The following is a 25,622-nucleotide window of genomic DNA, read 5'->3' as shown; positions in this document are numbered from 1 at the left end:
AGGCAAGTATGCAGATCAAGGACTCCGTGGTTTTCGTCACCGGCGCCAATCGCGGGCTCGGTCTCGCGTTTGCGCGTGCGGCGCTCGCCGGTGGTGCGAAGAAGGTGTATGCGGCAGCTCGCGATCCGGCCAGCATCACGCTTGCCGGCGTGCATCCGGTCGCGCTGGACGTGACGCGCCCCGAGCAGATCGAGGCCGCAGCCCGCGCGTGCGGCGACGTCGACTTGCTCATCAACAACGCCGGCATCTCGCGCGGCGTGAGCCTCTTCGGCACCAGCGATGCCTTCGATGCCGCGCGTGCTGAATTCGAGACCAACTTCTTCGGCCCCTGGGCCATGAGCCGCGCTTTTGCCCCGGTGCTGGCGGCGAACGGCGGCGGCGCCATCGTCAATGTGCTGTCGGTCCTGAGCTGGCTCACGCTGCCGACCTCCGCGACCTACTCGGCTTCGAAGTCCGCCGCCTGGTCGCTGAGCAACGGGCTGCGCTCCGCGTTGCGCGAGCAGGGCACACAGGTGTTGAGCCTGCATGTGGCCTTCATGGACACCGACATGGCGAGTGGCGCGCCAGGCCCGAAGGCATCTCCGGACGATGTGGCGAAGCAGACTTTCGACGCACTCGCAGCAGGGCGGTTCGAATTCTTGGCCGATCCGCTGACGCGACAGGTCAAGGCGGGCCTTTCCGCCGATGCGCCACCGTATGCGGTGAACCCGGCGGCGAATCCGGCGGGCTGAACCGCGAGCCGGCGGCAGCTATCATCCGTACCCCTCGATCGGCGCTCTGCGGAGTCGACGCGGCGCGGATCGGATCCTGTTCCAGAAGCATCGGCATGCGCCTTGGCCACTGCCGCGATCGTCCGACTCCGCCAGCGTCGCGCCTTCTGGAAAATACATGCTTCGTCTGTTCACCGCATTCAAGAGGTGGCGCGCTTCGCGAGATGCCGGGCATCAGCTCGACGCCTTGCTGGCCATGGCCAACGCGAACGCCTCCTACGCCCAGCGCAACGAATGGCTCATCGAGCTTGCGCATTGGATTCATCGCCGAGACAAGCTTCTGGCCGACGCCACTGAACGCATCGCGGACAAGTCACGGGCCGCTTCGATCCACGCGCGGGTGCGCTATCTGCTCCACGTGCTCGACCGCAACCCTGCCTGGAAGAGCAACGTCGCCGGCATCTTGCGCGCGGTGCTCCGCGAGAGCGACGGCATTTCGCTGCTGTGCGACGCAGGCATGCCGATCCACTCCGGCCTTTTCGGCGCGCTGGCCGAGCGCTTTCAGTCATTGATGATTCCGCCGACGCCGAACCGGCGCGAACTGAGTGCGCTGTTCACGCTGATGTTCACGTCCAGCGCCGATGTCGACTGGATCGACACCCTGCCGTCCGACTTGCTCCTTCGCGTCCGCGAACTGTTCGACCACGGCTCGGCCGACGACGCGCGGCGCATGGGCGCGTTTTCGCTCGATCTGCTCGCGGCGCTGCACAACCTCACCTGTCAGATCAGCTCGACCGGCATGTCTCAGTTGGTGCGCGGCAAGCTCGGCGACGCCGACGCGCGCGTCGCGACCGAGTCGCAGCCCTTCTATCGGCTCCCGCGCGCGATGCTCGCGGTAGAAGCGGCGCACGAGGCGGTCGAAAGCGGTGCCGAGCCCGGTCGGTTGCTGCGCGAAGTCAACTACCTGCGGGTGCTGCTGGACCAATGCCGCATCGCCATTGACGATGTGTTCAGCAATCTCTATCGCAATGGCGTGAGCGTCGACATCGTGTTCCAGATGGAGCGCATGCGGATGCGCATCGCGCGCGCCGAGCACCTGCTGGACGCATGGATGGCGTCGGACGACATGCGCGCCCTCGCGCGGCTGACGGCCGAGCTCGTCAAGGCGAACCGCGAAAGCCAGAGCATGTCGCACCTGCTGAGCAGCAACTTCTCGCTGCTCGCGCGCAAGGTGGTCGAATACAACGCCGAGACCGGCGAGCACTACATCACGCGCGATCGCCAGGAGTATCTGAGCATGCTGCGGATGGCGCTCGGCGGCGGTCTGGTGACGGTGATCACCGTCTGCCTCAAGCTGGGGATCAGCGGGGCGCATCTGCCGTCGCTGTTCGAAGGGCTTCTGGCGTCGGTCAACTACGCCGCGAGTTTCCTGCTGATCCACTTCCTGCATTTCTCGCTCGCGACGAAACAGCCCGCGATGACTGCACCGACCCTCGCGCGCGAACTCGACGCCGCCGGGACAGAGCAGGGCATGGACGAGTTCGTGACGTCCGTGCTGGCGCTGATCCGCACCCAAGCGGCTGCGGTGCTGGGCAATGTGCTGGCCGTTTTTCCGGTTTGCCTCGGTGTCACGCTGCTTTGGCGCGCCTTGTTCCAGACGGACATGATTTCTCCGGAAAAGGCGCATGCAACGTTGCAGTCGTTCTCGCTGCTGGGGCCGACGCCGATCTATGCCGCGCTGACTGGCGTGCTGCTGTGGGCTTCGAGCCTTTTCGCGGGTTGGGTGGACAACTGGTTCGTATTGCACCGGGTCGGTGATTCGCTCGAATACAACCGCCGCCTGCGCATGACCTTCGGCGTGGCTGGCATGGCGCGGCTGGCGGCGTTCTGGCGCTTGAACATCGCGGGTGTCGCGGGCAATGTGTCGCTCGGGTTCATGCTCGGGTTGATCCCGGCCATTCACTCGGCCCTGGTGTTCAATTTCGAGGTGCGGCATGTGACGCTCAGCGCGGGGTCGGTCGGCGTGGCCCTGGGCGTGCTCGGTACTGCACCGCTTCGATCGTCTGAACTCTGGTGGGCCGTTGCCGGCGTCGGCAGCATGGCCGTGCTCAATGTCGCGGTGAGCTTTGCGTTGGCCTTCCACATGGCTGTTCGGTCGCGCGCGCTGCGCAATGCGGACGTGCGGTCGCTCTACAACAGCGTATGGCAGCGCGTTCGCAGCCGGCCCATGGACCTCTTCTGGCCCAGCGCGCGGCCGAGCGCCTGACCGAGCTCAGGCGCGCTGTACTCCGCTGAAAGCCGCCACGAAGCGTTGCGCGTCTTCGCGCACCGCGGCGGCGCTCTTGCCCGGCTTGTACAGCGCGGAGCCGATGCCGAAGCCCACTGCGCCCGCGGCGCGCCATTCGTCCATGTTGCGGGGCGAGATGCCGCCGACCGGCATCAGCGAAGTGCCTTTGGGCAGCACCGCGAGCATCGCCTTCACGCCCGCGGGGGTTGCCAGCTCCGCGGGAAACAGCTTGAGTCCGTCTGCGCCCGCGGCCAGCGCCGCGAAGGCTTCGGTCGGCGTCATGACGCCGGGCAGGCTGACGAGGCCGAGCCGTTTCGCTTCGGCGATGACTTCGGCGCTGAAGTTCGGCGCGACGATCAGTTCGCCGCCGGCGGCGTGTACGTCGCGCACCTGCTGTGCATCGAGCACTGTGCCGGCGCCGACCAGCGCGTCAGGAAAGCGTTGGCGAAGCAAGGCAATGCTCTCGAGCGGCCGCGGCGAGTTGAGCGGAACTTCGAGCAGCCGGAAGCCGGATTGGACGAGGGCGTCTCCCACGTCGGCAGCTTCTTCCGGCGTCAGGCCGCGCAGGATCGCGACCAGCGGCAGGTGCTTCATGGCGGCATCGAACTTCTGCGACGCCGTGGCGGCGGTGTTGACTGTAGAGGTCATGATTTGCGATGGCCGTTGGTGTGGTTGGTGTGGAGTGCATGCAGCCCGGCCCAGGTTGCCTCGGCACCGAGCGTCCTGGCCCTGGTGCCGGAGGCCTGCAGGGCCAGCATGTAGCGCTGGGTGAGCGCAGGCGAACCGATCAGCACCACCTCGCCCGCTGCGTGCAGCGATTGCGTGCGCAGTTCTTCCCCGATGAGGATGCCCGACAGATAGCTCGAGAGTTCGCGTGCCGGCATGCGCTCGAACAGCGAGAGGGTGCGCGCGCCGAACGCGTTGTGCAGCAGGCCCTGGCCGTTGTCCGATTGCGTGACGCCTTGCAAGAAAGCGGCTTCGTCGAGCGGCGCGGAGGTATCCATCGTGCGCGCGAGGATGGAATGCTGACTCAGCACCGCGTAGAACTCGCCCGTCATGAAGGTGCGAAAGCCCGTCACCATGCCGTTCTTGACCCGGGCCCATTTGTTGTGCGTGCCGGGCAGCACGAAGAGGCCGTCGCGCAATTCGGTCAGTGCCATCGCGCCGAGAATCTGCACTTCCTCTCCGCGCATCACGTCGGGCACGCCGTCGTGCATGTCGCTCAGTCCCGGCACCAGCGAGATGCGGCCGGGTTCGATCTCCATCACCCTGTTGCGGATTTCGGCGAGTCCTGCCGGGCAAGGGCAGTAGGGCGCCTCGACCCATCCCTGCTTGCTTCCTGCCATGCCCGATATGAGGCAGCGCGTTCCCTGCGGACGCATCCAGTCGCCGAAGAGCGTCTCGAACACTTCGGTGAAGCCTCCGCTCTTGACGGTGAGGATGCCGCGCGGATGGCTTTGCTCTTCAAGCACGTGCCCGTCGGCATCGATCAGCGCGCCGCGCAGCGAACTGGTCCCCCAGTCGACGGCAACAAGGCGTGTGTGGCTCATGGGCGGTCCCGGGGTTTGTACGCAGTGACGTCGATCTCGACCTTCGCGTCGATCATGAGCCGCGACTCGACCGTGGAACGCGCAGGCCGATGATCGCCCAGGCACTCCATGTACACGCGGTTGAAGCTGCCGAAGTCGCGCGCGTCGTTCAGCCAGACGCTGACTTTGGCGATGTCGGCCAGTGTGCAGTCGGCCAGCGCCAGCGCCTGTTCTATGCGCTTGAAGACCTGCCGCGTCTGCGCTTCGATGCCGCCGACGATGACCTGGCCCTGGTCGTCGGTCGGTACTTGGCCCGATACGAAAACGAAATCGCCCGCGCGGGTGGCGGGCGAGAGTGGACGAGCCTGGCGGTCTGAGGCGATGGGCGACTGGCCGAGCATTTCAACTTGGGACATGGTGATGAGCTTGTAATGAAATTACAGAAAATACGAGGGTAAACCCCCGTTTGACGTGAGATACCGCTGTAAATACGATCGACGATGTAATGTTATTACTCATGGAGCCGCGATGCAAACGTCCGCGATCACTGTACCGACCCCTGGCTTTTCTCCCTTGAACCCGGTGCGCGCGCCGCGTTGGCGGAGTGTCGCAGGCGCGCTTGCCGCCGCATTCACGTTGGCCATCTTGCCGGGTGCCGTGTGGGCCGAGCCCGCAAAGGGAGGCGCTGCCAACCTCGCCATGGTGGGCGAGCCGCAGGGCCTCGACCCGATGACCAGCACGGCCGACCTCGTGGGCACCATCATGCAGCACGTCTACGAGCCTCTCTACACCTTCGATGCAAACTGGAATATTGCGCCGATGCTGGCCGAAGGCATGCCGGTGGTCTCCAAGGACGGCCTGACCTACACGATCGCGATTCGCAAGGGCGTGAAGCTCCACAACGGGCGTGACCTGAATGCCGATGACGTTGTGGCTTCGCTGCAGCGCTGGATGGAACTCTCGCCACGTGGCAAGGCCGTCGGCAAGGAAGTCGCTTCGCTCACGGCCAAGGGCCCGCTCACTGTCGAGCTGAAGCTTGCGAACCCCTACGCGCCACTGCTGGCCCAGCTCGCATTGCCCAGCGGGATGGCGGCCATCATGGCCAAGGAAAGCATCGCGCCGCAGCTCAAGGAATTCATCGGAACCGGCCCCTACAAGTTCAAGGAACGCCGTCCGGATCAGTTCACCGTGTTGGTGCGCCATGACGGCTACACCGCCCGGAAGGAAGCGCCGAGCGGCTATGCCGGCCGGCGCGAGGCGCTGCTCGACGAACTGCGCTTTGTGCCCGTGCCCAATGCCAACACGCGCGTCGAAGGCTCGCTGTCCGGGCAGTTCCAGTACGCCGATCTGCTGCCGGTGGAGGCCGTCGGCCGAATCGAGAAAGGCGCCCCGGCCGTGGTGCCGATCGTGACGAAGAACTTCGGCTTTCCATACATCGTGTTCAACACCAAGGAAGGCGTGCTGGCCTCCCAGCCGCTGCGCCGTGCGGTGCAGACGGCAGTGGGCGAGGGCGAACTGATGGCCGCGGGCTTCGGAGACAACCGCTTCTTTGTCGTCGAGCCCAACTTCTTTCCGAAGGGGACGCCTTACTACTCCGCAGCCGGCGCCAACGCCTACAACACGCGCAATCCGCAAGCGGCCAAGGATCTCGCGGCGAAGGCCGGCTACAACGGCCAGCCCATCCGCATCATGGCGAGCCGGCAATACGAGTTTCACTACAACATGGCGCTCGTGATGTCCGAGCAACTCAAGAAGGCGGGCTTCAAGACCGACTTGCAGGTGGTCGACTGGGCGACGCTCGTGCAGCGCCGCAACGACGCCAAGCTGTGGGATGTCTACTTCACGCATTCGGGCCTGTTTCCGGAGCCGATGCTCTCGCCGCCGCAATTGGGCGACGGCGCGCCGGGCTGGTGGGACACGCCGGCCAAGAAGTCGACGCTCAGCGCCTTCAACAAGGAAAGCGATCCGGCCAAGCGCGGTGCGCTGTGGGGTCAGGTGCAGCAGACGGTCTATGACGAAGTGCCCTTCATCGAAGTCGGCAAGTTCAACAGCCTGTCGGCACGTTCGGCAAAGCTGGAGGGCTTCACGCCGGCGATCTGGCCGTTCTTCTGGAACACCGGCCTCGCCAAGTAAGCGCCTCGGGCTCCTTTCATGCTGCGCTTCCTGCTTTCACGCCTCGCCGGTGCACTGGTGGTGCTCGCCATCGTGGCGGTGCTGGTCTTCGCGCTGACGCGCCTCGCGTCGGGAGACCCTGTCGCGCTTCTGCTTGGCGACCAGGCCACTGCCGAGGACATCGCCCATGCCCGCACGCAATATGGGCTCGACAAGCCGCTGCCCACGCAGTTCGTCTTGTGGGTGGGAGAGCTGCTACATGGCAACCTGGGGCAGTCGCTGTTCTTGCAGCGGCCCGTTGCGCAGGCGCTGCTCGAGCGTGCGGAGCCGACGTTGTTTCTCGCACTGTTCGCGGTCGGCATCGCGGCATTGATCGGCATTCCGGCGGGCATGGCGGCTGCCGTCTGGCGCGGCAGTGCAGCCGATCAGGCCGTGAGCGGCGTGGCCATGCTGGGCGCAAGCGTCCCGAGTTTCTGGCTGGGGTTGATCCTCATCCAGTTCTTCGCCGTCAAGCTTGGCTGGTTCCCCGCATCGGGCTACGGTGATCCGAGCGCATCGCTGGGAGAGCGGCTGCATCACCTCTTGCTGCCCGCCCTGGTGCTTGGCTTGCTCAACTCAGCGTTGATCATCCGCTTTACCCGAGCGTCGATGCTCGACATCCTCGGCGAAGACTATGTGCGAACTGCCCGCGCCAAAGGCTTGCCGGAGAGCGTCATCATGGTCAAGCACGTGCTGCGCAATGCCCTGGTGCCGATCATCACGGTGCTCGGCCTCACGCTGGCCTTGATGATCGGCGGCACGGTCGTGACCGAGACGGTGTTCAACCTTCCCGGCGTCGGCAACCTCGTGGTGCGCGCGGTGCTGCGGCGCGACTATCCGGTGATTCAAGGCACGCTGCTGGTGATCGCTGCGATCTATGTGTTCATCAACCTGGGTGTCGACTTCGTCTACACGCTGGTCGATCCGCGCATCCGGCTGGGGTCGAAATGAAGGCCGCCGTGACTTCTTTCATGACAGGCGTGATGCCTCTCGCGCGGCGGCTGTTTTCGCGCAAGGTGGTGCTTGCCGCGGCGATCGTCCTGCTGTTGGTGGTCGGCGTCGCGGTGATCTACCCATGGCTCTCGGATGCGGATCCGGGCGCCATCGAGATCGGCGAGCGGCTGCGTGCGCCGTCGTGGACGCATTGGGCCGGCACCGACGAACTCGGCCGCGACGTCATGCTGCGCATCGTGCATGGCGCGCGCTATTCGTTGCTGATCGGCTTCGTGACGGCTGCGGGGGCGGTGCTCTTCGGCACGCTGCTGGGCATGCTCGCCGGCTTCTTTCCCCGGCTCGATGCGCCGCTGATGCGCGTGGTCGACGCCATGATGTCCTTCCCCGACATCCTGCTGGGCATTGCATTGGTGTCGATTCTCGGCGTGTCGCTGTGGAATGTGATGCTGGCGCTGGTCATCGTCTATACGCCGCGTGTGGCGCGTGTGGTGCGTGCAACGACGCTGGTGCTGCGCGAACTGCTCTTCGTCGATGCGGCGCGTGCGCTCGGCGTGCGCACGCCGCGCATCCTGCGCAAGCACATCCTGCCCAACCTCATGTCGCCGATCCTCGTGCAGGTGACCTTCATCTTTGCCTATGCCATCCTCGCCGAAGCAGGGCTCTCGTTTCTCGGCGTTGGTGTGCCGCCCGATATTCCCACGTGGGGCACGATGATCGCCGGCAGTCTTGATTACGCCGACAAGGCTTTCTGGACCATCTTCTGCCCCGGCCTTGCGATCGTGCTGACCGCGCTGTCGCTGCAGATGCTGGGGGACGGCGTGCGCGATTTGCTCGATCCCAAGCTGAGGAAAGCGACATGAGCGCCGCCAACATATCCGAGACGCCGCGCCTCCAAGTGCGCGGGCTTTCCACCTCCTTTGCGACAGAAGCCGGGCGCATCCAGAGCGTGGCCGACGTGAGCTTCTCCATCAGGCCCGGCGAAACGCTGGCGCTGGTGGGCGAGTCGGGCTCGGGCAAGTCGGTCACCAGCCTGACGCTGATGGGCCTGCACGCCAAGACCTCGCACGCACAGGTGCAAGGCGAGGCCTGGTTCGTGCGGCGCGACGGATTGCGCGTCGACCTGCTTGCCATTCCTGAGGCCGACAAACGCGCATTGCGGGGCAACGAGCTGGGGATGATCTTCCAGGAGCCGATGACGAGCCTCAATCCGGTGCTGACCATCGGAGAGCAGATCGCCGAGTCGGTGCGGCTGCATCTGAAGCTCGATCGAAGCGCGGCCTTTGCGCACGCGCGGCGCATGCTCGAACTGGTGGAAATCCCCGCCGCGGGCCAGCGTGTCAACGAGTATCCGCATCAGCTCTCCGGCGGCATGCGCCAGCGCGTGATGATTGCGTTGGCCATGGCGTGCAATCCGACGCTGCTGATCGCCGATGAGCCGACGACAGCACTCGACGTGACCATCCAGGCGCAGATCCTCGCGCTGATGGGGCGCTTGCAGAAAGAAACGGGGATGAGCATGCTCTTCGTCACGCACAACCTCGGCGTCGTTGCGCAGTACGCCGATGCGGTGGCGGTGATGTACGCGGGGCGGATCGTCGAATCCGCGCCGGTGCACGATCTCTTCGCGCGGCCGGACCATCCCTATACGCGCGGATTGTTGGCGTGCTTGCCGGGCGTGGCCCGGCGGCGAGGTGTGCCTGGAGCCTCGGCGGGGCGGCGTCCGCAGTTGGTGGCGATTCCGGGACAGGTCTCCAGCCCGTTCGCACCACCGCCCGGGTGTGCTTTTGCGCCGCGCTGCGCATTCCGCCAAGACGCTTGCGATGCCCGCATGCCCCTGCTCGAATCGGCGGGCGGCCAGCGCATGGTTCGCTGCGTCGGATTCATCGAGGAGCAGGCCGCATGACGACCGCGACAAACGACAACCTGCTGGAGGTGCGCAACCTGCGCAAATACTTCGGCAAGGGCAGCCATCCCGTGCGCGCGGTCGATGACGTGAGCTTCAGCATCCGCAAGGGCGAGACGCTGGGACTGGTCGGCGAATCGGGCTCGGGCAAGAGCACCATCGGCCGATTGCTGACTCGGCTGGTCGATCCGACGGGCGGGCAGATGCTCTACCAGCCGGCGGGATCGGATGCGGCACCGCAGGATCTGGCCGGGATGTCGCAATCGCAGTTCAGGCCATTGCGCTCGAAAGTGCAGATCATCTTCCAGGACCCCTACGCGAGCCTCAATCCGCGCATGCGCATTCGCGACGTGCTGGCGGAAGCACTCGACACGCACGGACTGGCGAAGGGCGGCGCACGAAAGGCGCGCATCGATCAACTGCTGCAGCAAGTGGGCTTGCGCCCCGAACATGCCGCACGCTTTCCGCACGAGTTCTCGGGCGGGCAGCGCCAGCGCATCGGTATTGCACGCGCTCTGGCGGTGGAACCGCAGTTCATCGTCGCGGACGAGCCGCTGTCCGCACTGGATGTGTCGATACAAGCGCAGGTGGTCAATCTGCTGGGCGATCTGAAGGAGCAACTCGGCCTCACGCTGCTCTTTATCTCGCACGACCTCGACGTCGTGGAGTACCTGTGCGACCGCGTGGTCGTGCTGTATCTCGGCCGGGTGATGGAGATCGCACCGACCGAGGCCCTTTATGCAAGTCCGCGGCATCCCTACACGCGTGCGCTGCTCGCAGCGGCGCCAATTCCTGATCCGGCGCAACGCCGGGTGGTGCCATTGCTGCAGGGCGATCTGCCGAGCCCTGCCAATCCGCCATCGGGCTGCGTCTTTCGCACGCGATGTCCGCTGGCGGAAGAGCGCTGCGCCGGTGCCGACATGCAATTGCGCGAAGTGCGGCCCGGACATTGGAACGCCTGCTGGCGCGACGACCTTTGAACATGCCAGGAGCGAACATGACTGAAGAACTGATCCTCGACCATCGGAGCAAGAGCTATCCGCTGCATGCCGCGCCCTGCCGCGCCGCTGATATCGGACAGAAGGGCTGGAACGTGCTGGCTGATGATCTGGCGTATCCGCTGGCGGTCATTCGCCGCTCGGCGCTCGCGCACAACATCGCCTGGATGCAGGACTACGCACGGCGCAAAGGCGTGACTCTCGCGCCGCACGGCAAGACCACCATGTCGCCCGAACTGTTCGCGCAACAACTTGCCGGAGGCGCGTGGGGACTGACCTTCGCCACCATCTACCAGCTTGCGGTCGGTGTCGAGGCCGGAGCGCGGCGCGCGATCATCGCCAACCAGGTCGTGTGCGATGCGGACCTCGACGGGCTGGAGATGCTGCTGGCCGGACACGGCGATCTGCGCGTCTGGTTCCTTGTCGATTCGATTGCGCAACTGTCGCTGATCGAAGACTGGGCGAAGCGCCGCCAGAGCAGGCGTCGCTTCGATGTCCTTGTGGAGATCGGGATTCCGGGCCAGCGCACTGGCTGCCGCACGCTCGAAGAAGCGCTTGCACTCGCCGAGGCCATCTCGCGATCGCCCGCTGCGCAGTTGGGTGGAATCGAATGCTACGAAGGCGGCCTTGCCCGCTGCGACAGCGAACACGACGCGCGCGAAGTCACGGCGCTGGTCGAGCGTGTGCTCGAAGTGGCCCGCCGCTGCGACGCACACAACCTGTTCCATGAAGACACGATGCTGCTTACCGCAGGCGGCTCAGCGGTGTTCGACCTGGTGGTGCCGCTGCTTCGCGCACAAGGCATGTCCCGGCCGGTGCAAGGCGTGTTGCGCTCCGGTTGCTATGTCACGCACGATGACGGCAACTACGCGCGGTTTCTGAAGCAGGTCGAGAAGCGCGAGGGCTTGGATAGCTCCTTGCGCGCCGCGCTTGAAGTGTGGGCCATCGTTCAATCGGTGCCGGAGCCCGGCTTGGCGCTCCTGACTTGCGGCCGGCGCGATATCTCCTATGACCTGGAGATGCCGATCCCCGTGCGCCATGCGCCGCGCGGGGCGCGAGTCGCGGCCGATGCGCCTGCAGCCTGGACGGTCAGCGCCCTCAACGATCAGCACGCCTACCTGCGCTTCGATCCGTCTGGCGCCGTACCGAAAGTAGGCGACCGGGTGGCGCTCGGCATCTCGCATCCTTGCACGACCTTCGACAAGTGGCGCTGGATGGCCCTCATTGAAGACGATATGGCCGTCACGGGCGCCATCAGCACTCGGTTCTGAAGGCTGCACTGCAATGAACAATCCGTCCGCTCAACTGTTGCAACGCCTGCGCGAACGCATGGCCGAATTGCCGGCTGCGCAGCGCAGCGTCGTGCAGTGCGTGCTCGAAGACCCTCGCGCCGCCGTCGCAGCGACTGTCGAGCAACTCGCGCAGCAGGCGGGTGTTTCGATGCCGACCATCGTGCGAACCTGCCGCAGCTTCGGGTTCGAATCCGTGCGCGAATTCATGCTCGCGCTGGCGCAGGACCTTGCCGTGACCGGCTCGTACCTGCACCGAAGCGTCCTGGCCGAAGACAGCGCGGGTGACGTTGCGAGCAAGATCATTCACGCGGCCGTTTCGTCGTTGACCGAACTCGGACGGCGCATCGACGTCGACGTTCTCGATCAGGTCGCAACACGGCTCGCCGCCGCGCGACGCATCGATTGCTACTCGGTTGGCGCGGCGTCCACGTTCATGGCGAGCGAACTGCAAAGCCGGCTCTTTCGTCTGGGCTGCACGTCGAACGCGATCTTCGACGCGCACCAGCAGTTGGTGTCGGCAAGCACCTTGGGCCCGGACGGGGTCGCTTTCGTCATCTCGCATGTCGGGCGCATGCCCTACACCTTGGAGGCCGCACGCTTCGCGCGTTCGCAGGGCGCTACGGTGGTCGCGCTGACGCAGCCTGGCACCCAACTGGCAGAGATCGCCGATCTCGTGCTTGCCGTGTCGGTGCCGCAGGATGCGGTGATGCGCGTGGGCACCGAGGCATACCTTGCGCATCTCGTGGTGATCGAAATACTGATGGTGCGGCTCGCGCAGAAGCTCGGTCCGGTCGCGACGCGCGGTCTGCAGCAATTCAAGCAGCTCCTTCACAAGCACGGCTTCGACAGCGCCGAATATTCCGGCGCGACCGAGACCTTCGACGACGAGAGATGATGACGCAAGACATTGGCAAATCGACCTTGCTCAAGAGCGGGCAGATCGTCGACGGCAGCGACAGCCCAGGCTGGCTCGGCGATGTGCTGCTGGTCGGTGACCGCATCGCATCGGTTGCTCCCCTCGGGGAAACGCCTCCAGACTTGCTTGCGAGCTTGCGCGTGGGCGGCACTGTTGAAGAAATCGACTGCAGCGGCATGGTCATCGCGCCAGGGTTCATCGACGTGCACACGCATGACGATGCAGCCGCGATCGAGAAGGCCGACATGCTGCCCAAGCTCTCGCAGGGCGTGACGACGGTCATCGTCGGCAACTGCGGCATTTCGCTCGCGCCTGTTGTGACCGATGAACCTTTGGCGCCGCTGTCTCTGTTGGGGCGCGAGCAGTTCCGCCACGGCACGATGCATGAATACGCCGACGCAGTGAACGCTGCGCGTCCGGGCGTCAATGTCGCCGCATTGCTCGGGCACACGGCGCTGCGCATGCGTCACATGGCCTCGCTCGACCGACCGGCCAATGAGACTGAGCGCACTGCAATGGCAGCGAGCATGCAAGAGGCGATGGATGCGGGCGCCTTGGGGCTCTCGTCAGGCGTGTTCTACGCGGAAGCCTACGCCGCAGACGTCGATGAGCTTGTCGCGGTCGCCACGGTCGCTGCACGCAATGGCGGCGTCTACGCGACGCACATCCGCGACGAACTGGCAGGCATTCTTCCTGCGTTGCAAGAGGCGGCACTGACGGCGCGCCAGTCCGGCTTGCCGTTGGTCATCTCCCATCACAAGTGCGCCGGCCCTGACAACTGGGGACGCACGCGCGAGACACTGCCGCTCATCGAGCAACTCGCGCTCGGCCAGGAGATCGGCATGGATGTGTATCCCTACACGGCGGGCTCCACCGTGTTGCGCGAAGACCTGGTCGACGGGATCATCGACGTGCTGATCACCGGCAGTGAATCGCATCCCGAGATGGGCGGGCGCTACCTGGCCGACATTGCTTCTCAGTGGGGCGTTTCGCAGAAAGAGGCTGCTGTGAGGCTCAAGCCTGGCAATGCTTGCTACTTCCAGATGCGTGAAGACGATGTGCAGCGCGTCATGCTGCATCCGCTCTCGATGATCGGCTCCGATGGCTTGCCGCATGACGAGAGGCCGCATCCGCGCCTGTGGGGTGCGTTCCCGCGCGTGCTTGCGAGCTATTGGCGAGAAAAGGGCTTGCTGCGGCTCGAACAGGCGATTCACAAGATGACCGGCATGTCCGCGTCGCGCTTTCGGATCGGCGAACGAGGCCTGCTGAAGGCGGGCTACAGGGCGGATGTGGTGGTGTTCGATCCTCTGCGCATCAAGGATGGCGCGACATTCGAGCAGCCGCGCCAGTTCAGTGAAGGCATCGAGCGCGTGTGGGTCAACGGTATCTTGAGCTACACAGGAGTAGGGCGCGCGACAGGTGCGCGCGCGGGCCGCTTCGTCGCCCGTGCAAAGGCAGCTTGACGCCCCAGTGATGCCGCAGAGCTGACTTCGCCATCAGGGTTTGTCCTGCGGGGCATCGATTTCAATCATCATATGATAAGAATCGACAACGCCGGAAGGCTGGAGGGACGAACGCATGTCAGCCATCAATGCCGCCAACGAGACCGCTCGACCGGAACTGCTGGTGGTCGCTCCCTTGATGCCGTTTCTCATGGAGGCGCTGCGCCGTGACTACACAGTGCACGACCGCATCCATGTCAGCGACCCTGCGGCATTCGCAGGCGTTGCACCGCGCATTCGCGGCGTGGTCGCCAACGGCGAAGCGAAGGTGCCGCGCGAGCTGATCGCGCAACTGCCCGCACTCGAGGTCATCTCGGTTTTCGGCGTCGGCTACGACGGCGTGGATGTTGCCGCTGCCCACGAGCGAGGCGTGCCTGTGACGAACACGCCCGAAGTGCTCAATGACGACGTGGCCGATCTTGCCATCGGGTTGCTGCTCGCCGTTGCGCGTCGCATCCCTCAGGCAGATCGCTTCGTGCGTGCCAATGAATGGCCTGCCGGCCCCATTTCGCTCAGCCGCAAAGTGACGGGCAGCCGTCTTGGCGTTGTGGGCATGGGACGCATTGGCCAGGCGATCGCGCAGCGTGCGAGCGCCTTCAAGATGGAGATCGCCTACACCGCGCGTTCGCCTCGCGCCAATGTCGGCTACCCCTACTACCCCGACGCTGCCGCTCTGGCAGCGGCTGTTGATTTCCTGGTGGTGATCACGCCGGGCGGCGCAGGGACGCGAGGCATGATCGACGCGCGCGTTCTCGCGGCGCTGGGCTCCGAAGGCTATCTGATCAACGTTGCGCGCGGCAGCGTGGTCGACGAAGCCGCATTGATCGAGGCACTGCGCAACAACGTGATTGCCGGCGCCGGGCTCGACGTCTTCGCGAACGAACCCAACGTGCCTGAAGCCTTGCGCAACATGCCCAACGTGGTGCTCACGCCGCACATCGGCAGCGCAACGAAGCAAACCCGCGAAGCCATGGGCAAGCTCACCTTCGACAACCTGCAAGCGCATTTCTCCGGTGCGCCGCTGCTGACGCCCGTGGACGCCTGAGGCAGCGAATGACCAAGAATACCCACGGCCGTACGCTGGACCTGCTGGGTGAGGCGATCGTCTCTCGCCGCTTTGCGATTGGTGCGCCGATGCCCGCCGAGCCGCTGCTGTGCGAGGAGTTCGGCGTCAGTCGCACGGTCGTGCGCGAAGCCGTGAAGTCCCTCGTTGCGAAGGGACTCATCGTGACCGGACCGAAGGTCGGCACGCGGGTGCTGCCCGACGACGAATGGAATTGGTTCGACCCCGACGTCATCACCTGGCAGGCCCGCGCGGGCCTCACGCCGGAGTTCCTGCGCGATCTTCAGGATCTGCGCCGCGTCGTCGAGCCTGCGGCCGTGCGGCTCGCTGCCGAGCGCGCAACGCCCGAAGATATCGAGGAGATCGAGATCGCCTATGCGGGCATGAAGGAAGCCGTGGAGTACGGCGGCGACTACGTGACCTTCGACCTGCGCTTTCATCACGGCTTGCTGCGCGCCGCACGCAATCGCATGCTCGCGCAGATGAGCAAGGCGCTGCATGCGTTGTTGCGCACCAGTTTCGAGATATCGACCATCAAGAAGGACGGCCCGGCGTTGTCGCTGCCGATGCATCGCGCCGTGCTCGACGCGGTCATCGCCCACAACCCCGCGCGCGCCGAGCGGGCCATCACCCGGCTGATCGAAGGCGCGCGCGAGGACATCGAAGAAGTTCTGCGCTCGCGACGCCGCCTGCCTCGGCTCGGTCGTCCACCACAGCGACTCAAGGCCACAGCCTGAGGCGCACCCGTTTCGCTTTCCAACCCGCGCTCGTGCATCGAGCAATCCCGTTCAAAGAAGGAGACAGCAGCATGAAGTTGAAGGCATTGATGATCCCCGCGCTGATGGCGATGGGCCTCGCGGTCGCCGGCCAGGCGTCGGCGCAGGAGACGCTCACCGTCTGGTGGGTCAAGGGCTTCTACAAGGCGGAAGACGAGGCGCTCTTCGCGGCCATCAAGAAGTTCGAGGAGAAGCACAAGGGGGTCAAGGTCGAGCTGTCCCAATATCCCGTGCAGGACATGATTCCGAAGACCGTGTCGGCCCTCGACTCGGGCAGCCCGCCCGATGTGGCCTATGCCGACGTCTATGACTTCCAGGTGACTGGCAAGTGGGCTTACGACAACAAGCTCGAAGACATCAGCAGCGTGCTCGCGCCCATGGTGAGCCGCTTTGCGCCCAACACGGTCGAGACCACGTTCCTTTACAACAACACGACGAAGTCGAAGGCCTACTACGCCTTCCCGATCAAACAGCAGACGATGCACATCAACTACTGGATCGACATGCTGGCCGATGCAGGCTTCAAGGAGTCGGACATTCCGACCACCTGGAAGGACTACTGGTCGTTCTGGTGCGAAAAGGTCCAGCCGGCGGTCCGCCAGAAGACGGGCAAGCGCCTCTTCGGCACCGGCATGCCCATGGGCGTTGATTCGAGTGATTCGTTCTACTCGTTCCTGACCTTCGCGGACGCCTACAACGTGAAGATGGTGAACGACAGCGGCAAGCTGCTGGTCGATGATCCTGCGGTGCGCACGGGCCTCATCAACGCCATGACCGATTACGTGGCGCCTTACCAGAAGGGCTGCACACCGCCATCGTCGACGAGCTGGAAGGACCCGGACAACAACGTCGCCTTCCACAACAAGACGACGGTGATGACGCACAACGCGACCATCTCGCTGCCGGCCAAGTGGCTCGACGACTCGAACAACGCGACGCTCACGCCTGAACAGCGCGAGGAAGCCAAGAAGAACTACTTCGAGCGCATCCGCACCGCCGGCTTTCCGACGAAGCCTGATGGCAGCAAGATGGTCTATCGCACTGCGGTGAAGACCGGCGTGGTGTTCAAGGACGGCAAGAACAAGCAGCGCGCGAAGGAGTTCGTGACTTTCCTGATGCAGGAAGAAAACCTCACGCCGTACGTCGAAGGCTCGCTCGGCCGTTGGTTCCCGGTGACCAAGGCGGGGCAGGCAAGCCCGTTCTGGCAGGCCGATTCGCATCGCAAGTCGGTCTACAACCAGTACGCTGCCGGCACGGTGACTTTCGAATTCACGAAGAACTACAAGTTCACCATCCTGAACAACGAAAACGTGTGGGCCAAGGCGATGAACCGCATCGTGAGTGACAAGGTGCCGGTGGACAAGGCGGTCGACGAGATGATCGAGCGCATCAAGACCGTCGCTCAATAATCAACACTGCAATACTGATCGGCGGTTGCCATGAGTTCCACTGCAACAAGCATCGTGACCAATGCTGCTGGCGCCGCCGCAACGCCTGCCTCGAAAACCGGGCGCTGGCAGTTCTGGGGGCGGATGATGGTCGTCCCCTACCTGCTGGTGTTCCTGGTCTTCGTTCTCTATCCGGTGTGCTATGGCCTGTGGCTGGCACGCCATCCGCAAAGCTACGAGCACCTGGTGGCCGATCCGATCTTCTTCAGGTCGGTCATCAACACCATCATCTTCCTGGTCGTCGCCATCAATCTCAAGATGGTGGTGGCGCTGGTGCTCTCGGGCTTCTTCGTGCAGTCGCGCTGGTGGATCAAGATTCTTTCGGGGATCTTCATCCTGCCGTGGGCCGTGCCGTCGATCCCGACCATTCTTTCGGTGCGGTTCATGCTCAACCCCGAGTGGGGCGTGATCAACACCACCATCTTTCGCCTGACGGGGCTCGACGGGCCCAACTGGCTGAACGACCCGACGCTGGCGCTCAGCTTCGCGATGCTGATGCACATCTGGAAGTCGCTGCCCTTCTGGACGCTGATCCTGGTCGCGGGGCGCCTCTCGATACCGACGGAGCAGTACGAGGCTGCATCGGTCGACGGCGCAACGTCGTGGCAGAAGTTCAAGTTCATCAGCTGGCCGGCGCTGCGCACGTTGTATGTCACGTCGCTGATCCTGTCGATGATCTGGACGCTGGGCGATTTCAACAGCGTCTATCTGCTGACTGGCGGAGGGCCCGCGGACTTGACGCACGTGCTTGCGACGCTGGGCATCCGGTATTTGCGGCTCGACCAAGTCGACTTGTCCATGGCATCGATCGTCGTCGCAATGCCCTTGGTACTGCCCCTTGTCTATTTCATGATGAAGAGGCTGTCGAAATGAACACTTGGAGGGCGAAATGAAACGCTGGACGCTCAAGTCCGTCGGCACCGAGGCCAAGCTCCTGCTGATCGGCATTCCCGTTCTTCTGTGGACGATCATCCCCATCTATCACATGGTGCTGTTCGCGATCTCGCCACGCGGCGAGGCCACGTCCGGGCACCTGTGGCCCAAGTCACCCACGCTGGACAACTTCAGCACCGTCTTTCATCAGAGGCACTTCTATCTGGACCACTTCTGGCTGCAGCTCGGCAATTCCGTGCTGATCGCCGTTGCGGTCGGCGCACTTACCCTGTTCGTCGCGACCACCTCGGCCTTCGCCATCAGCCGGTTGCGCGTCAAGGGAGGGCGCACGGTGATGAACATGGCGCTCTTCACGTACTTCATCCCTGCAGCCTTCCTCGCAGTGCCGATGTACAAGACGATGGGCAACTATGGGCTGCTCAACAGCCAGTGGTCGTTGATCCTCGCGATGGTGACCATCGCGTCGCCGTACTGCATCTGGGTGCTCAAGCAGGCTTCGGACAAGCTGCCGTATGAACTCGACGAAGCCGCGCGCATGGACGGCGCATCGCCCCTGCAGCTCTTCCGGATGGTGTACCTGCCGCTGATGGTGCCCTCGCTCGTCGCAGTTGGCACCTATGCACTGCTGCTGGCCTGGAACGAATACCTCTATGCCTTCTTGCTGCTGTCGAACGACCGGAGCGTGACGCTCGCGGTGGCGCTCGGCAACTTCCTTGCGGCCGATGATTCCCCTTGGGAACTACTGATGGCCACCGGCCTGATCTATGCGCTGCCTCCCGCTGCGATCTACTACACCTTCAAACGCTACATGGTCGGCGGCATTACCGCCGGTGCCGTCAAGAGCTAAGGGAAAGACAACAACATGGCTTCAGTCACTTTTCAGAACGTCCAAAAGTCATACGGCAAGACGCGGATCATCGAGCGGCTCGGTTTCGAGATCGAGGATGGGGAGTTCGTCGTGCTGGTCGGTCCGTCCGGCTGCGGCAAGTCGACGCTGCTGCGCATGCTTGCAGGGCTGGAAGACATCTCCGGCGGCGAGATCATGATCGACGGCCGTGTGGTCAACGAACTCGAATCGAAGGACCGCGACATCGCGATGGTGTTCCAGAGCTACGCGCTCTATCCGCACATGACCGTCGGCGAAAACATGGGCTTCAGCCTTCGGCTTCGCAATGCCGACAAGGGCGTGACAGAGAAACGCGTGGCGGATGCGGCGAAGATCCTCAACCTTGACAAACTGCTCGGACGCTACCCCCGAGAGCTGTCGGGCGGCCAGCGGCAACGCGTCGCCATGGGGCGCGCGATTGTGCGCGACCCGAAGGTGTTTCTCTTTGATGAGCCGTTGTCCAATCTCGACGCCAAGCTGCGCGTCGCGATGCGCGCCGAAATCAAGGCGCTGCATCAACGCCTGAAGACGACGACTGTGTACGTCACGCATGACCAGATCGAGGCGATGACGATGGCCGATCGCATCGTCGTCATGCACGACGGCGCGGTCGAGCAGATCGGCACGCCGCTCGAACTCTACGACCGGCCCGACAACCTCTTCGTCGCGCAGTTCATCGGATCACCGGCAATGAACGTGATCGAAGGAACCGTGAGGCGCAGCAACGGACACTGCGCCTTCGAGGCGCATGGTGCGATGTGGCCGGTGCCTGCGGGTGCTTTGGCGGCAGACGGGAAGGCCGTGCACTACGGCGTTCGGCCGGGAGACATGACGCTGTCGGATGTCGCGAATGGCGTGCCGGCGAAGGTGGTCGTGGTGGAGCCGACCGGTGCGGAGACTGAGTTGCTTGTTGAAGTGGGTGAAGCGAAGATCACGCTCGCCATTCATGGGCGGGTGGATGCCGAGCCTGATCAGATGGTCGGGCTCGTGATTGCGAGCGAAAGCGTGCATCTGTTTGACCGGGAGAGCGGGAAGCGGTTGGGGTGAAGGCCTCTCCGGTGGTGCCTGGACGGCAGTCTCATTGAAAAAGGGCGCCTTGGCGCCCTTTTCTGATGAATGGTCGAACTCAGCGACCGGATGAGCGGCCACCGCCGTAGCCGCCGCCACCGCCGTACCCGCCGCCGGAGCGACCACCGCCGCCGCCGCCTGAACGGCCGCCACCGGAACGGTTGCCGCCGTAGCCGCCACCGCCGCCGCCGCCGCCACGGCGGCCGCGGCCGCCAAGGCTGTCGACGCTGGTGCGCAACGGATCAGGCTGGCCTGCGGCACCGCCGACTGCTTCTGCACGCAGGTGCGCGACCGCATCCGCTTGCGTTGGGCTGTGGCTGTTGCCGTGATGGCGCGGCTGGCGTTCCTCGTGATGATCGTGCGCGTGATGGTGCGTCGGCGCGTGGTGCGGCGCGCGCGCCGGTCCTTGCGGCCCACGTGCCGGACCTTGGCCGCGGCCGCCCTGGCCACGAGCGCCTTGACCTTGCCCACCGCCGTTGCGCCCGGCAGGAGCGCCCTGGCCTTGGCCGTTACCAGCGCCGCGGCGCTGACCACCGCCAATGCCGCCGCCGTTGCCGCCGCCGCTGCGTTCGCCTTGGCCGCCCTTGTTCTCGCGAATGCGTTGCATCATTTCCTGGCGCGCCGCCTTGGCCGCGGCCTGCATCACTTCACGGCTCGGCGGGCGACCGGCGCCGCCCCAGATCGTCTGACGACCCATTGCGATCGGCTCGGCGCGCTCGCCTTCTTCAGGGCCGAAACCTTCGATCGGCTTGACCGGAATCTGCTGCTTCGTGAAGCGCTCGATTTCCTGCATGAAACCTTCTTCATCGAGGCAGACCAGGCTCACAGCCTCGCCGCTCGCCCCCGCGCGGCCGGTGCGGCCGATGCGGTGGACGTAGTCTTCGCTGACGTTGGGGATTTCGTAGTTGACGACGTGCGGCAGCTCGTCGATGTCGATGCCGCGCGCCGCGATGTCGGTCGCGACCAAGGCGCGGATCTCGCCGCTCTTGAAGCCGGCGAGTGCCTGGGTGCGTGCGCTCTGGCTCTTGTTGCCGTGCAACGCCATCGCCTGGATGCCGTTCTTGGTCAGGAACTCAGCCACACTGTTGGCGCCGAACTTGGTGCGTGTGAATACGAGCACCTGGCTCCAGTTGTGCTCGTTGATGATGTGCGCGAGGATCGCCTTCTTCTTCGTGCGGCCCACTGGGTGGATCACTTGGGTGATGCGCTGCACGGTCGTGTTGCGCGGCGTGACCTGGATGCTCTGCGGATTCTTCAGCAGCGTTGCGGCGAGGTCGCGGATCTCGTCGCTGAAAGTGGCCGAGAAGAGCAGGCTTTGCTTTTCCTTGGGCACCAGAGCGAGGATTTTCTTGACGTCGTGGATGAAGCCCATGTCGAGCATGCGATCGGCTTCGTCGAGCACCAGCATCTGCACGGTCGAGAGATCAAGCATGCCTTGCTGCTGCAGGTCGAGCAGGCGGCCGGGCGTTGCGACCAGAATGTCGACACCGCTCTTGAGCTTGCTGATCTGCGGGTTCATGCCGACGCCTCCGAAGATCACGGTCGAGCTGAGCTGAAGGTACTTGCCGTAGGTGCGAACTGATTCTTCGACCTGGGCTGCGAGTTCACGCGTGGGTGTCAGCACGAGGGCGCGGATGCCTGTGCCGCCGAACTTGTTGGTGGCGCTGCGGCTCATGGTGAGCTTGTGCAGCAGGGGGAGGGTGAAGGCAGCGGTCTTGCCGGTGCCGGTCTGGGCGCCGCCCAGAAGGTCATGGCCGTCGAGGACGGCGGGAATCGCTTGCGCCTGGATCGGCGTGGGATTTTCGTAGCCTTGCTCATGCACGGCTTTCAAGATGGCCGGGGCCAGCTTCAGTTCATCAAAGTTCATTGAGTTCAATAAGCGCCCTACACGGCGCAGTGGTATCCGCCCGCTCGGTCGTCACGTTGACGTCGAGCCAGTAAAGGCGGATGAAGGTCAGGAGTGGGAGCCTGAAAGCCCGCCTTTGTCGAGGGAATGGCCTTCTTCGTCCCCGGCGGAGAGCCGGTGTTGCGGGCAACTGGACCCGGCAACAGACGCGATTGTCGCATGAGTCGATAATCGATGTTCGGCGCGCCGTTTCTCGGTGAACGCAATCCCTCCCACCTTCTGAAATGCAAGCAATCTGATGGCCCAGTACGTCTACACAATGAACAAGGTCAGCAAGACCGTGCCGCCCAAGCGGCAGATCTTGAAGGACATCTCGCTTTCGTTTTTTCCCGGCGCAAAGATCGGCGTGCTGGGCCTGAACGGCTCTGGCAAGTCTTCCCTGCTGAAGATCATGGCCGGCATAGACAAGGAAATCGAGGGCGAAGCCCTGCCGATGCCCGGTCTCACCATCGGCTACCTCGAACAGGAACCCAAGCTCAATCCGGCGCACAGCGTGCGCGAATCGGTCGAGGAAGCCATGGGCGCGGTCTATGCCGCCAAGGCGCGCCTCGAAGAGGTGTACGTGGCCTACGGCGCCGAAGATGCGGATTTCGACGCACTTGCGGCTGAACAGGCCGAGTTGGAAGCCATCATCGCCACCGCCGGCACGGATTCGGAGCACCAGCTCGAAATCGCTGCCGATGCGCTGCGTCTGCCGCCGTGGGACGCCAACATCGGCGTGCTGTCGGGCGGCGAAAAGCGCCGCGTCGCGCTGTGCCGCCTGCTGCTGAGCAAGCCCGACATGTTGCTGCTCGACGAACCGACCAACCACCTGGACGCCGAATCCGTCGAGTGGCTGGAAGTGTTCCTGCAGCGCTTCCCAGGCACGGTGGTGGCCATTACCCACGACCGCTACTTCCTCGACAACGCTGCCGAATGGATTCTCGAACTGGACCGCGGCCGCGGCATTCCATGGAAGGGCAACTACAGCACCTGGCTCGAGCAGAAGGGCGAACGCCTGGCGCAGGAGCAGAAGAGCGAAGAAGCCCACGCCAAGGCCCTGAAGAAGGAACTCGAGTGGTCGCGCCAGAACCCCAAGGCGCGGCAGGCCAAGAGCAAGTCCCGCCTTGCCCGGTTCGAGGAACTGAGCGACTTCGAATACCAGAAGCGCAATGAAACGCAGGAAATCTTCATTCCTGTAGCGGAGCGTCTGGGCAACCAGGTGATCGAGTTCAAGAACGTCACCAAATCCTTTGGCGATCGGGTGCTGATCGACAACCTGAGCTTCGAGATTCCCGCCGGCGCGATCGTCGGCATCATCGGCCCGAACGGCGCCGGCAAGTCGACGCTCTTCAAGCTCATCGCCGGCAAGGAAAAGCCGGACGCGGGCGAGGTGGTCATCGGGCAGACCGTCAAGATGGCGTTCGTCGACCAGAACCGCGATGCACTCGGGAACGAGAAGACCGTTTGGGAAGACATCTCGAACGGGCTGGACATCATCAACGTCGGCAAGTTCCAGATGCCGAGCCGTGCGTATGCGGGGCGCTTCAACTTCAACGGTGCGGACCAGCAGAAGAAGGTTGGCACGCTTTCCGGCGGTGAACGCGGGCGGCTGCACCTGGCCAAGACGCTCATCGCGGGCGGCAACGTGCTGATGCTGGACGAACCGTCGAACGACTTGGACGTCGAAACGCTTCGCGCGCTGGAAGACGCGCTGCTCGAATTCGCGGGCTCGGTGCTGGTGATCAGCCACGATCGCTGGTTCCTCGACCGCATCGCGACGCACATCCTGGCCGCTGAAGGCGATAGCCAGTGGACTTTCTTCAACGGCAACTATCAGGAATACGAAGCCGACAAGAAAAAGCGACTCGGCGAAGAGGGTGCCAAGCCGCACCGGATGCGCTTCAAGGCGCTCAAGTAGTAGAGTCTTGGCGTCGGCGGTGCCGGTCGGCACCGCGGTCTCAATCGCATTTCCAGCTTGGCGTGATGAGCGCCGAGGAGATGGACATGAACTTGACGACGCGATGCTTCGTGATGGCGTGCGCCCTCCTGGCTGGGTGTGGAGGCGGCGGTGGGGGCGGGGGCTTTTCGCCCGGGACTCTTGGCGTTGCTGCCGGCCCCTCGACAGCGCCTTCGACAGGGGCGCCTGCGCCTGATGGCAGCGCAACGCCGGCCCCTTCGACGCCTTCCCCCAGCGGCGCCCCGCCTGGCCCCGCGAACCCCTCGACTCCTGCCGCCGCGCCGCCATCGTCACCGATGGTCGTAAAGGTCGTCGAACTCGCAACCGATCTCGACACTCCTTGGAGCCTCGCGTTCCTGCCTGACGGCCGCATGCTGATCACGCAACGCGGCGGGCAGTTGAGGCTGCGCAACGCGGACGGCACGCCGGCCAATGGCGGAGCCGATCGGATCAGTGGCGTTCCGGCCGTCGCGGCAGTGGGGCAGGGTGGATTGCTCGACGTGGTGCTCGATCCGGCGTTTGCAAGCAATCGGCGGATTTACTTCAGCTTCTCGGAGCGCGACGGGGCCGATCCGAACCTCAATGGCACCGCCGTCGCGCGGGCCGAACTGGACACGGAGCACCTGAGCCTCGGCAATCTTGCCGTCATCTATCGCCAGTCGCCCAAAGTGGACAGCACTGCGCACTTCGGCTCGCGTCTCGCCTTCGATCGCAACGGCTATCTTTTCGTGACGATGGGTGAGCGGGAACTCGATACGCAACGTGGATTTGCGCAGGATCTCTCACGCGGCAACGGCAAGGTCGTGCGAATCACCACCGATGGCGCGCCGGCGCCGGGCAATCCATTCCTGGCGACGCCCGGTGCCCAGCCCCATATCTGGAGCTATGGGCACCGCAATCCGCAGGGCGCTGCGCTGCATCCGGTGACGGGCGACCTCTGGACCAGCGAGCACGGTCCGCAAGGCGGCGATGAAGTCAACCTGACGCTGGCGGGCCGGAACTACGGATGGCCCATCATCAGCTATGGCCAGGAGTACGGCACCTTGACCCAAGTAGGCGAGGGGACCGCCAAAGCGGGCATGGAGCAGCCATTGACCTACTGGGAAAAAATCGATGGCTCCGCCTGGACACCGGGAACGCAGAAGTCGTCGATCGCCCCCAGCGGCATGGCCTTCTATACCGCCGACGCTCTTCCGGACTGGAAGGGCAACCTCTTTATCGGCGCGCTGGCCGGCACCGCGCTATGGCGCCTCACCCTCAATGGCAACACGGTTGTGTCACGCGAACGCCTGCTTGCCGACCGCGGCGAGCGTATTCGCGACGTCCGGCAAAGCCCGGACGGATGGCTTTATCTGCTGACCGACAGCACCAGCGGCAAGCTGCTGCGACTGCAGCGTTAG

The 25,622-nt window shown here is 64.4% G+C and carries 22 protein-coding genes; 18 read left to right on the top strand and 4 right to left on the bottom strand.

Translation table 11 applies throughout. The features are described 5' to 3' along the window. Window positions 1–8 precede the first annotated feature (8 nt). Window positions 9–731: an SDR family oxidoreductase gene (locus AC1DEK_RS19785; RefSeq protein ID WP_478126971.1), complete on the top strand. Its 723-nt coding sequence runs from the start codon at window positions 9–11 to the stop codon at window positions 729–731. 157 nt (window positions 732–888) lie between these two features. After that, complete coding sequence (locus tag AC1DEK_RS19780) at window positions 889–2,976, top strand: site-specific recombinase (protein WP_478126970.1); 2,088 nt, start codon at window positions 889–891, stop codon at window positions 2,974–2,976. Window positions 2,977–2,982: 6 nt separating this feature from the next. Here the strand turns inward: AC1DEK_RS19780 and AC1DEK_RS19775 are convergent, their stop codons facing one another. The 3 genes from AC1DEK_RS19775 to AC1DEK_RS19765 are packed head-to-tail and all read right to left on the bottom strand — an operon-like array spanning window position 2,983 to window position 4,942. Further along, window positions 2,983–3,645, bottom strand: a complete 663-nt coding sequence (locus AC1DEK_RS19775; RefSeq protein WP_478126969.1) for a 2-dehydro-3-deoxy-6-phosphogalactonate aldolase — start codon at window positions 3,643–3,645, stop codon at window positions 2,983–2,985. Then, window positions 3,642–4,547 carry a 2-dehydro-3-deoxygalactonokinase gene (locus tag AC1DEK_RS19770; RefSeq protein ID WP_478126968.1) on the bottom strand — a complete coding sequence of 302 codons (906 nt, stop codon included), beginning with the start codon at window positions 4,545–4,547 and terminating at the stop codon, window positions 3,642–3,644. Before AC1DEK_RS19770 ends, AC1DEK_RS19775 begins: the two co-directional genes overlap by 4 nt. Continuing rightward, complete coding sequence (locus AC1DEK_RS19765; protein WP_478126967.1) at window positions 4,544–4,942, bottom strand: RidA family protein; 399 nt, start codon at window positions 4,940–4,942, stop codon at window positions 4,544–4,546. The genes AC1DEK_RS19770 and AC1DEK_RS19765 overlap by 4 nt, the downstream gene beginning before the upstream one ends. A 112-nt stretch (window positions 4,943–5,054) precedes the next feature. Between AC1DEK_RS19765 and AC1DEK_RS19760 the strand changes: the two genes are divergently transcribed. The 14 genes from AC1DEK_RS19760 to AC1DEK_RS19695 all read left to right on the top strand — a co-directional run bounded on the left by AC1DEK_RS19760 (window position 5,055) and on the right by AC1DEK_RS19695 (window position 20,356). Then, window positions 5,055–6,659, top strand: coding sequence for an ABC transporter substrate-binding protein (locus tag AC1DEK_RS19760; RefSeq protein WP_478126966.1), 1,605 nt, complete (start codon window positions 5,055–5,057; stop codon window positions 6,657–6,659). An 18-nt stretch (window positions 6,660–6,677) separates the two neighbouring features. Beyond that, window positions 6,678–7,628, top strand: a complete 951-nt coding sequence (locus tag AC1DEK_RS19755; RefSeq protein ID WP_478126965.1) for an ABC transporter permease — start codon at window positions 6,678–6,680, stop codon at window positions 7,626–7,628. Window positions 7,629–7,660: 32 nt separating this feature from the next. Beyond that, window positions 7,661–8,491, top strand: coding sequence for an ABC transporter permease (locus AC1DEK_RS19750; RefSeq protein WP_478127087.1), 831 nt, complete (start codon window positions 7,661–7,663; stop codon window positions 8,489–8,491). After that, window positions 8,488–9,534: an ABC transporter ATP-binding protein gene (locus AC1DEK_RS19745; protein ID WP_478126964.1), complete on the top strand. Its 1,047-nt coding sequence runs from the start codon at window positions 8,488–8,490 to the stop codon at window positions 9,532–9,534. Before AC1DEK_RS19750 ends, AC1DEK_RS19745 begins: the two co-directional genes overlap by 4 nt. Next, complete coding sequence (locus AC1DEK_RS19740) at window positions 9,531–10,514, top strand: ABC transporter ATP-binding protein (protein WP_478126963.1); 984 nt, start codon at window positions 9,531–9,533, stop codon at window positions 10,512–10,514. Before AC1DEK_RS19745 ends, AC1DEK_RS19740 begins: the two co-directional genes overlap by 4 nt. Window positions 10,515–10,531: 17 nt before the next feature. Continuing rightward, entirely contained in the window at window positions 10,532–11,803 is a 1,272-nt protein-coding gene (locus tag AC1DEK_RS19735; protein WP_478126962.1) for an amino acid deaminase, read from the top strand. A gap of 13 nt (window positions 11,804–11,816) precedes the next feature. Then, window positions 11,817–12,719 carry a MurR/RpiR family transcriptional regulator gene (locus AC1DEK_RS19730; protein WP_478126961.1) on the top strand — a complete coding sequence of 301 codons (903 nt, stop codon included), beginning with the start codon at window positions 11,817–11,819 and terminating at the stop codon, window positions 12,717–12,719. Next, a complete protein-coding gene (locus AC1DEK_RS19725) occupies window positions 12,719–14,203 on the top strand; it encodes an N-acyl-D-amino-acid deacylase family protein (RefSeq protein WP_478126960.1) in 1,485 nt (494 codons plus the stop codon). The genes AC1DEK_RS19730 and AC1DEK_RS19725 overlap by 1 nt, the downstream gene beginning before the upstream one ends. Before the next feature lie 115 nt (window positions 14,204–14,318). Next, on the top strand, window positions 14,319–15,287 hold the full coding sequence (locus tag AC1DEK_RS19720) for a 2-hydroxyacid dehydrogenase (protein ID WP_478126959.1): 969 nt from the start codon (window positions 14,319–14,321) through the stop codon (window positions 15,285–15,287). A gap of 8 nt (window positions 15,288–15,295) precedes the next feature. Then, the gene (locus AC1DEK_RS19715) at window positions 15,296–16,042 is read left to right on the top strand and encodes a FadR/GntR family transcriptional regulator (RefSeq protein WP_478126958.1); all 747 of its coding nucleotides are present in this window, start codon (window positions 15,296–15,298) and stop codon (window positions 16,040–16,042) included. 71 nt (window positions 16,043–16,113) lie between these two features. Beyond that, window positions 16,114–17,490: an ABC transporter substrate-binding protein gene (locus tag AC1DEK_RS19710; protein ID WP_478126957.1), complete on the top strand. Its 1,377-nt coding sequence runs from the start codon at window positions 16,114–16,116 to the stop codon at window positions 17,488–17,490. A 30-nt stretch (window positions 17,491–17,520) separates the two neighbouring features. After that, entirely contained in the window at window positions 17,521–18,402 is an 882-nt protein-coding gene (locus AC1DEK_RS19705; RefSeq protein ID WP_478126956.1) for a carbohydrate ABC transporter permease, read from the top strand. A 16-nt stretch (window positions 18,403–18,418) separates the two neighbouring features. Further along, entirely contained in the window at window positions 18,419–19,270 is an 852-nt protein-coding gene (locus tag AC1DEK_RS19700) for a carbohydrate ABC transporter permease (protein WP_478126955.1), read from the top strand. A gap of 15 nt (window positions 19,271–19,285) precedes the next feature. Then, window positions 19,286–20,356: an ABC transporter ATP-binding protein gene (locus AC1DEK_RS19695; RefSeq protein ID WP_478126954.1), complete on the top strand. Its 1,071-nt coding sequence runs from the start codon at window positions 19,286–19,288 to the stop codon at window positions 20,354–20,356. Between the two features lie 79 nt (window positions 20,357–20,435). Here the strand turns inward: AC1DEK_RS19695 and AC1DEK_RS19690 are convergent, their stop codons facing one another. Beyond that, the gene (locus AC1DEK_RS19690; protein WP_478126953.1) at window positions 20,436–22,244 is read right to left on the bottom strand and encodes a DEAD/DEAH box helicase; all 1,809 of its coding nucleotides are present in this window, start codon (window positions 22,242–22,244) and stop codon (window positions 20,436–20,438) included. A gap of 277 nt (window positions 22,245–22,521) precedes the next feature. Here AC1DEK_RS19690 and ettA point away from each other — a divergent pair, with 277 nt between their 5' ends. Both ettA and AC1DEK_RS19680 read left to right on the top strand, forming a co-directional pair. Further along, window positions 22,522–24,183 (top strand): energy-dependent translational throttle protein EttA, encoded by a 1,662-nt coding sequence (ettA, locus tag AC1DEK_RS19685; protein WP_478126952.1) that lies wholly within the window; start codon window positions 22,522–22,524, stop codon window positions 24,181–24,183. Between the two features lie 86 nt (window positions 24,184–24,269). Then, on the top strand, window positions 24,270–25,622 hold the full coding sequence (locus tag AC1DEK_RS19680; protein WP_478126951.1) for a PQQ-dependent sugar dehydrogenase: 1,353 nt from the start codon (window positions 24,270–24,272) through the stop codon (window positions 25,620–25,622).

It is taken from the genome of Variovorax sp. 10N420, assembly GCF_056394705.1.
This window is presented reverse-complemented; position numbering and strand designations above follow the sequence as displayed.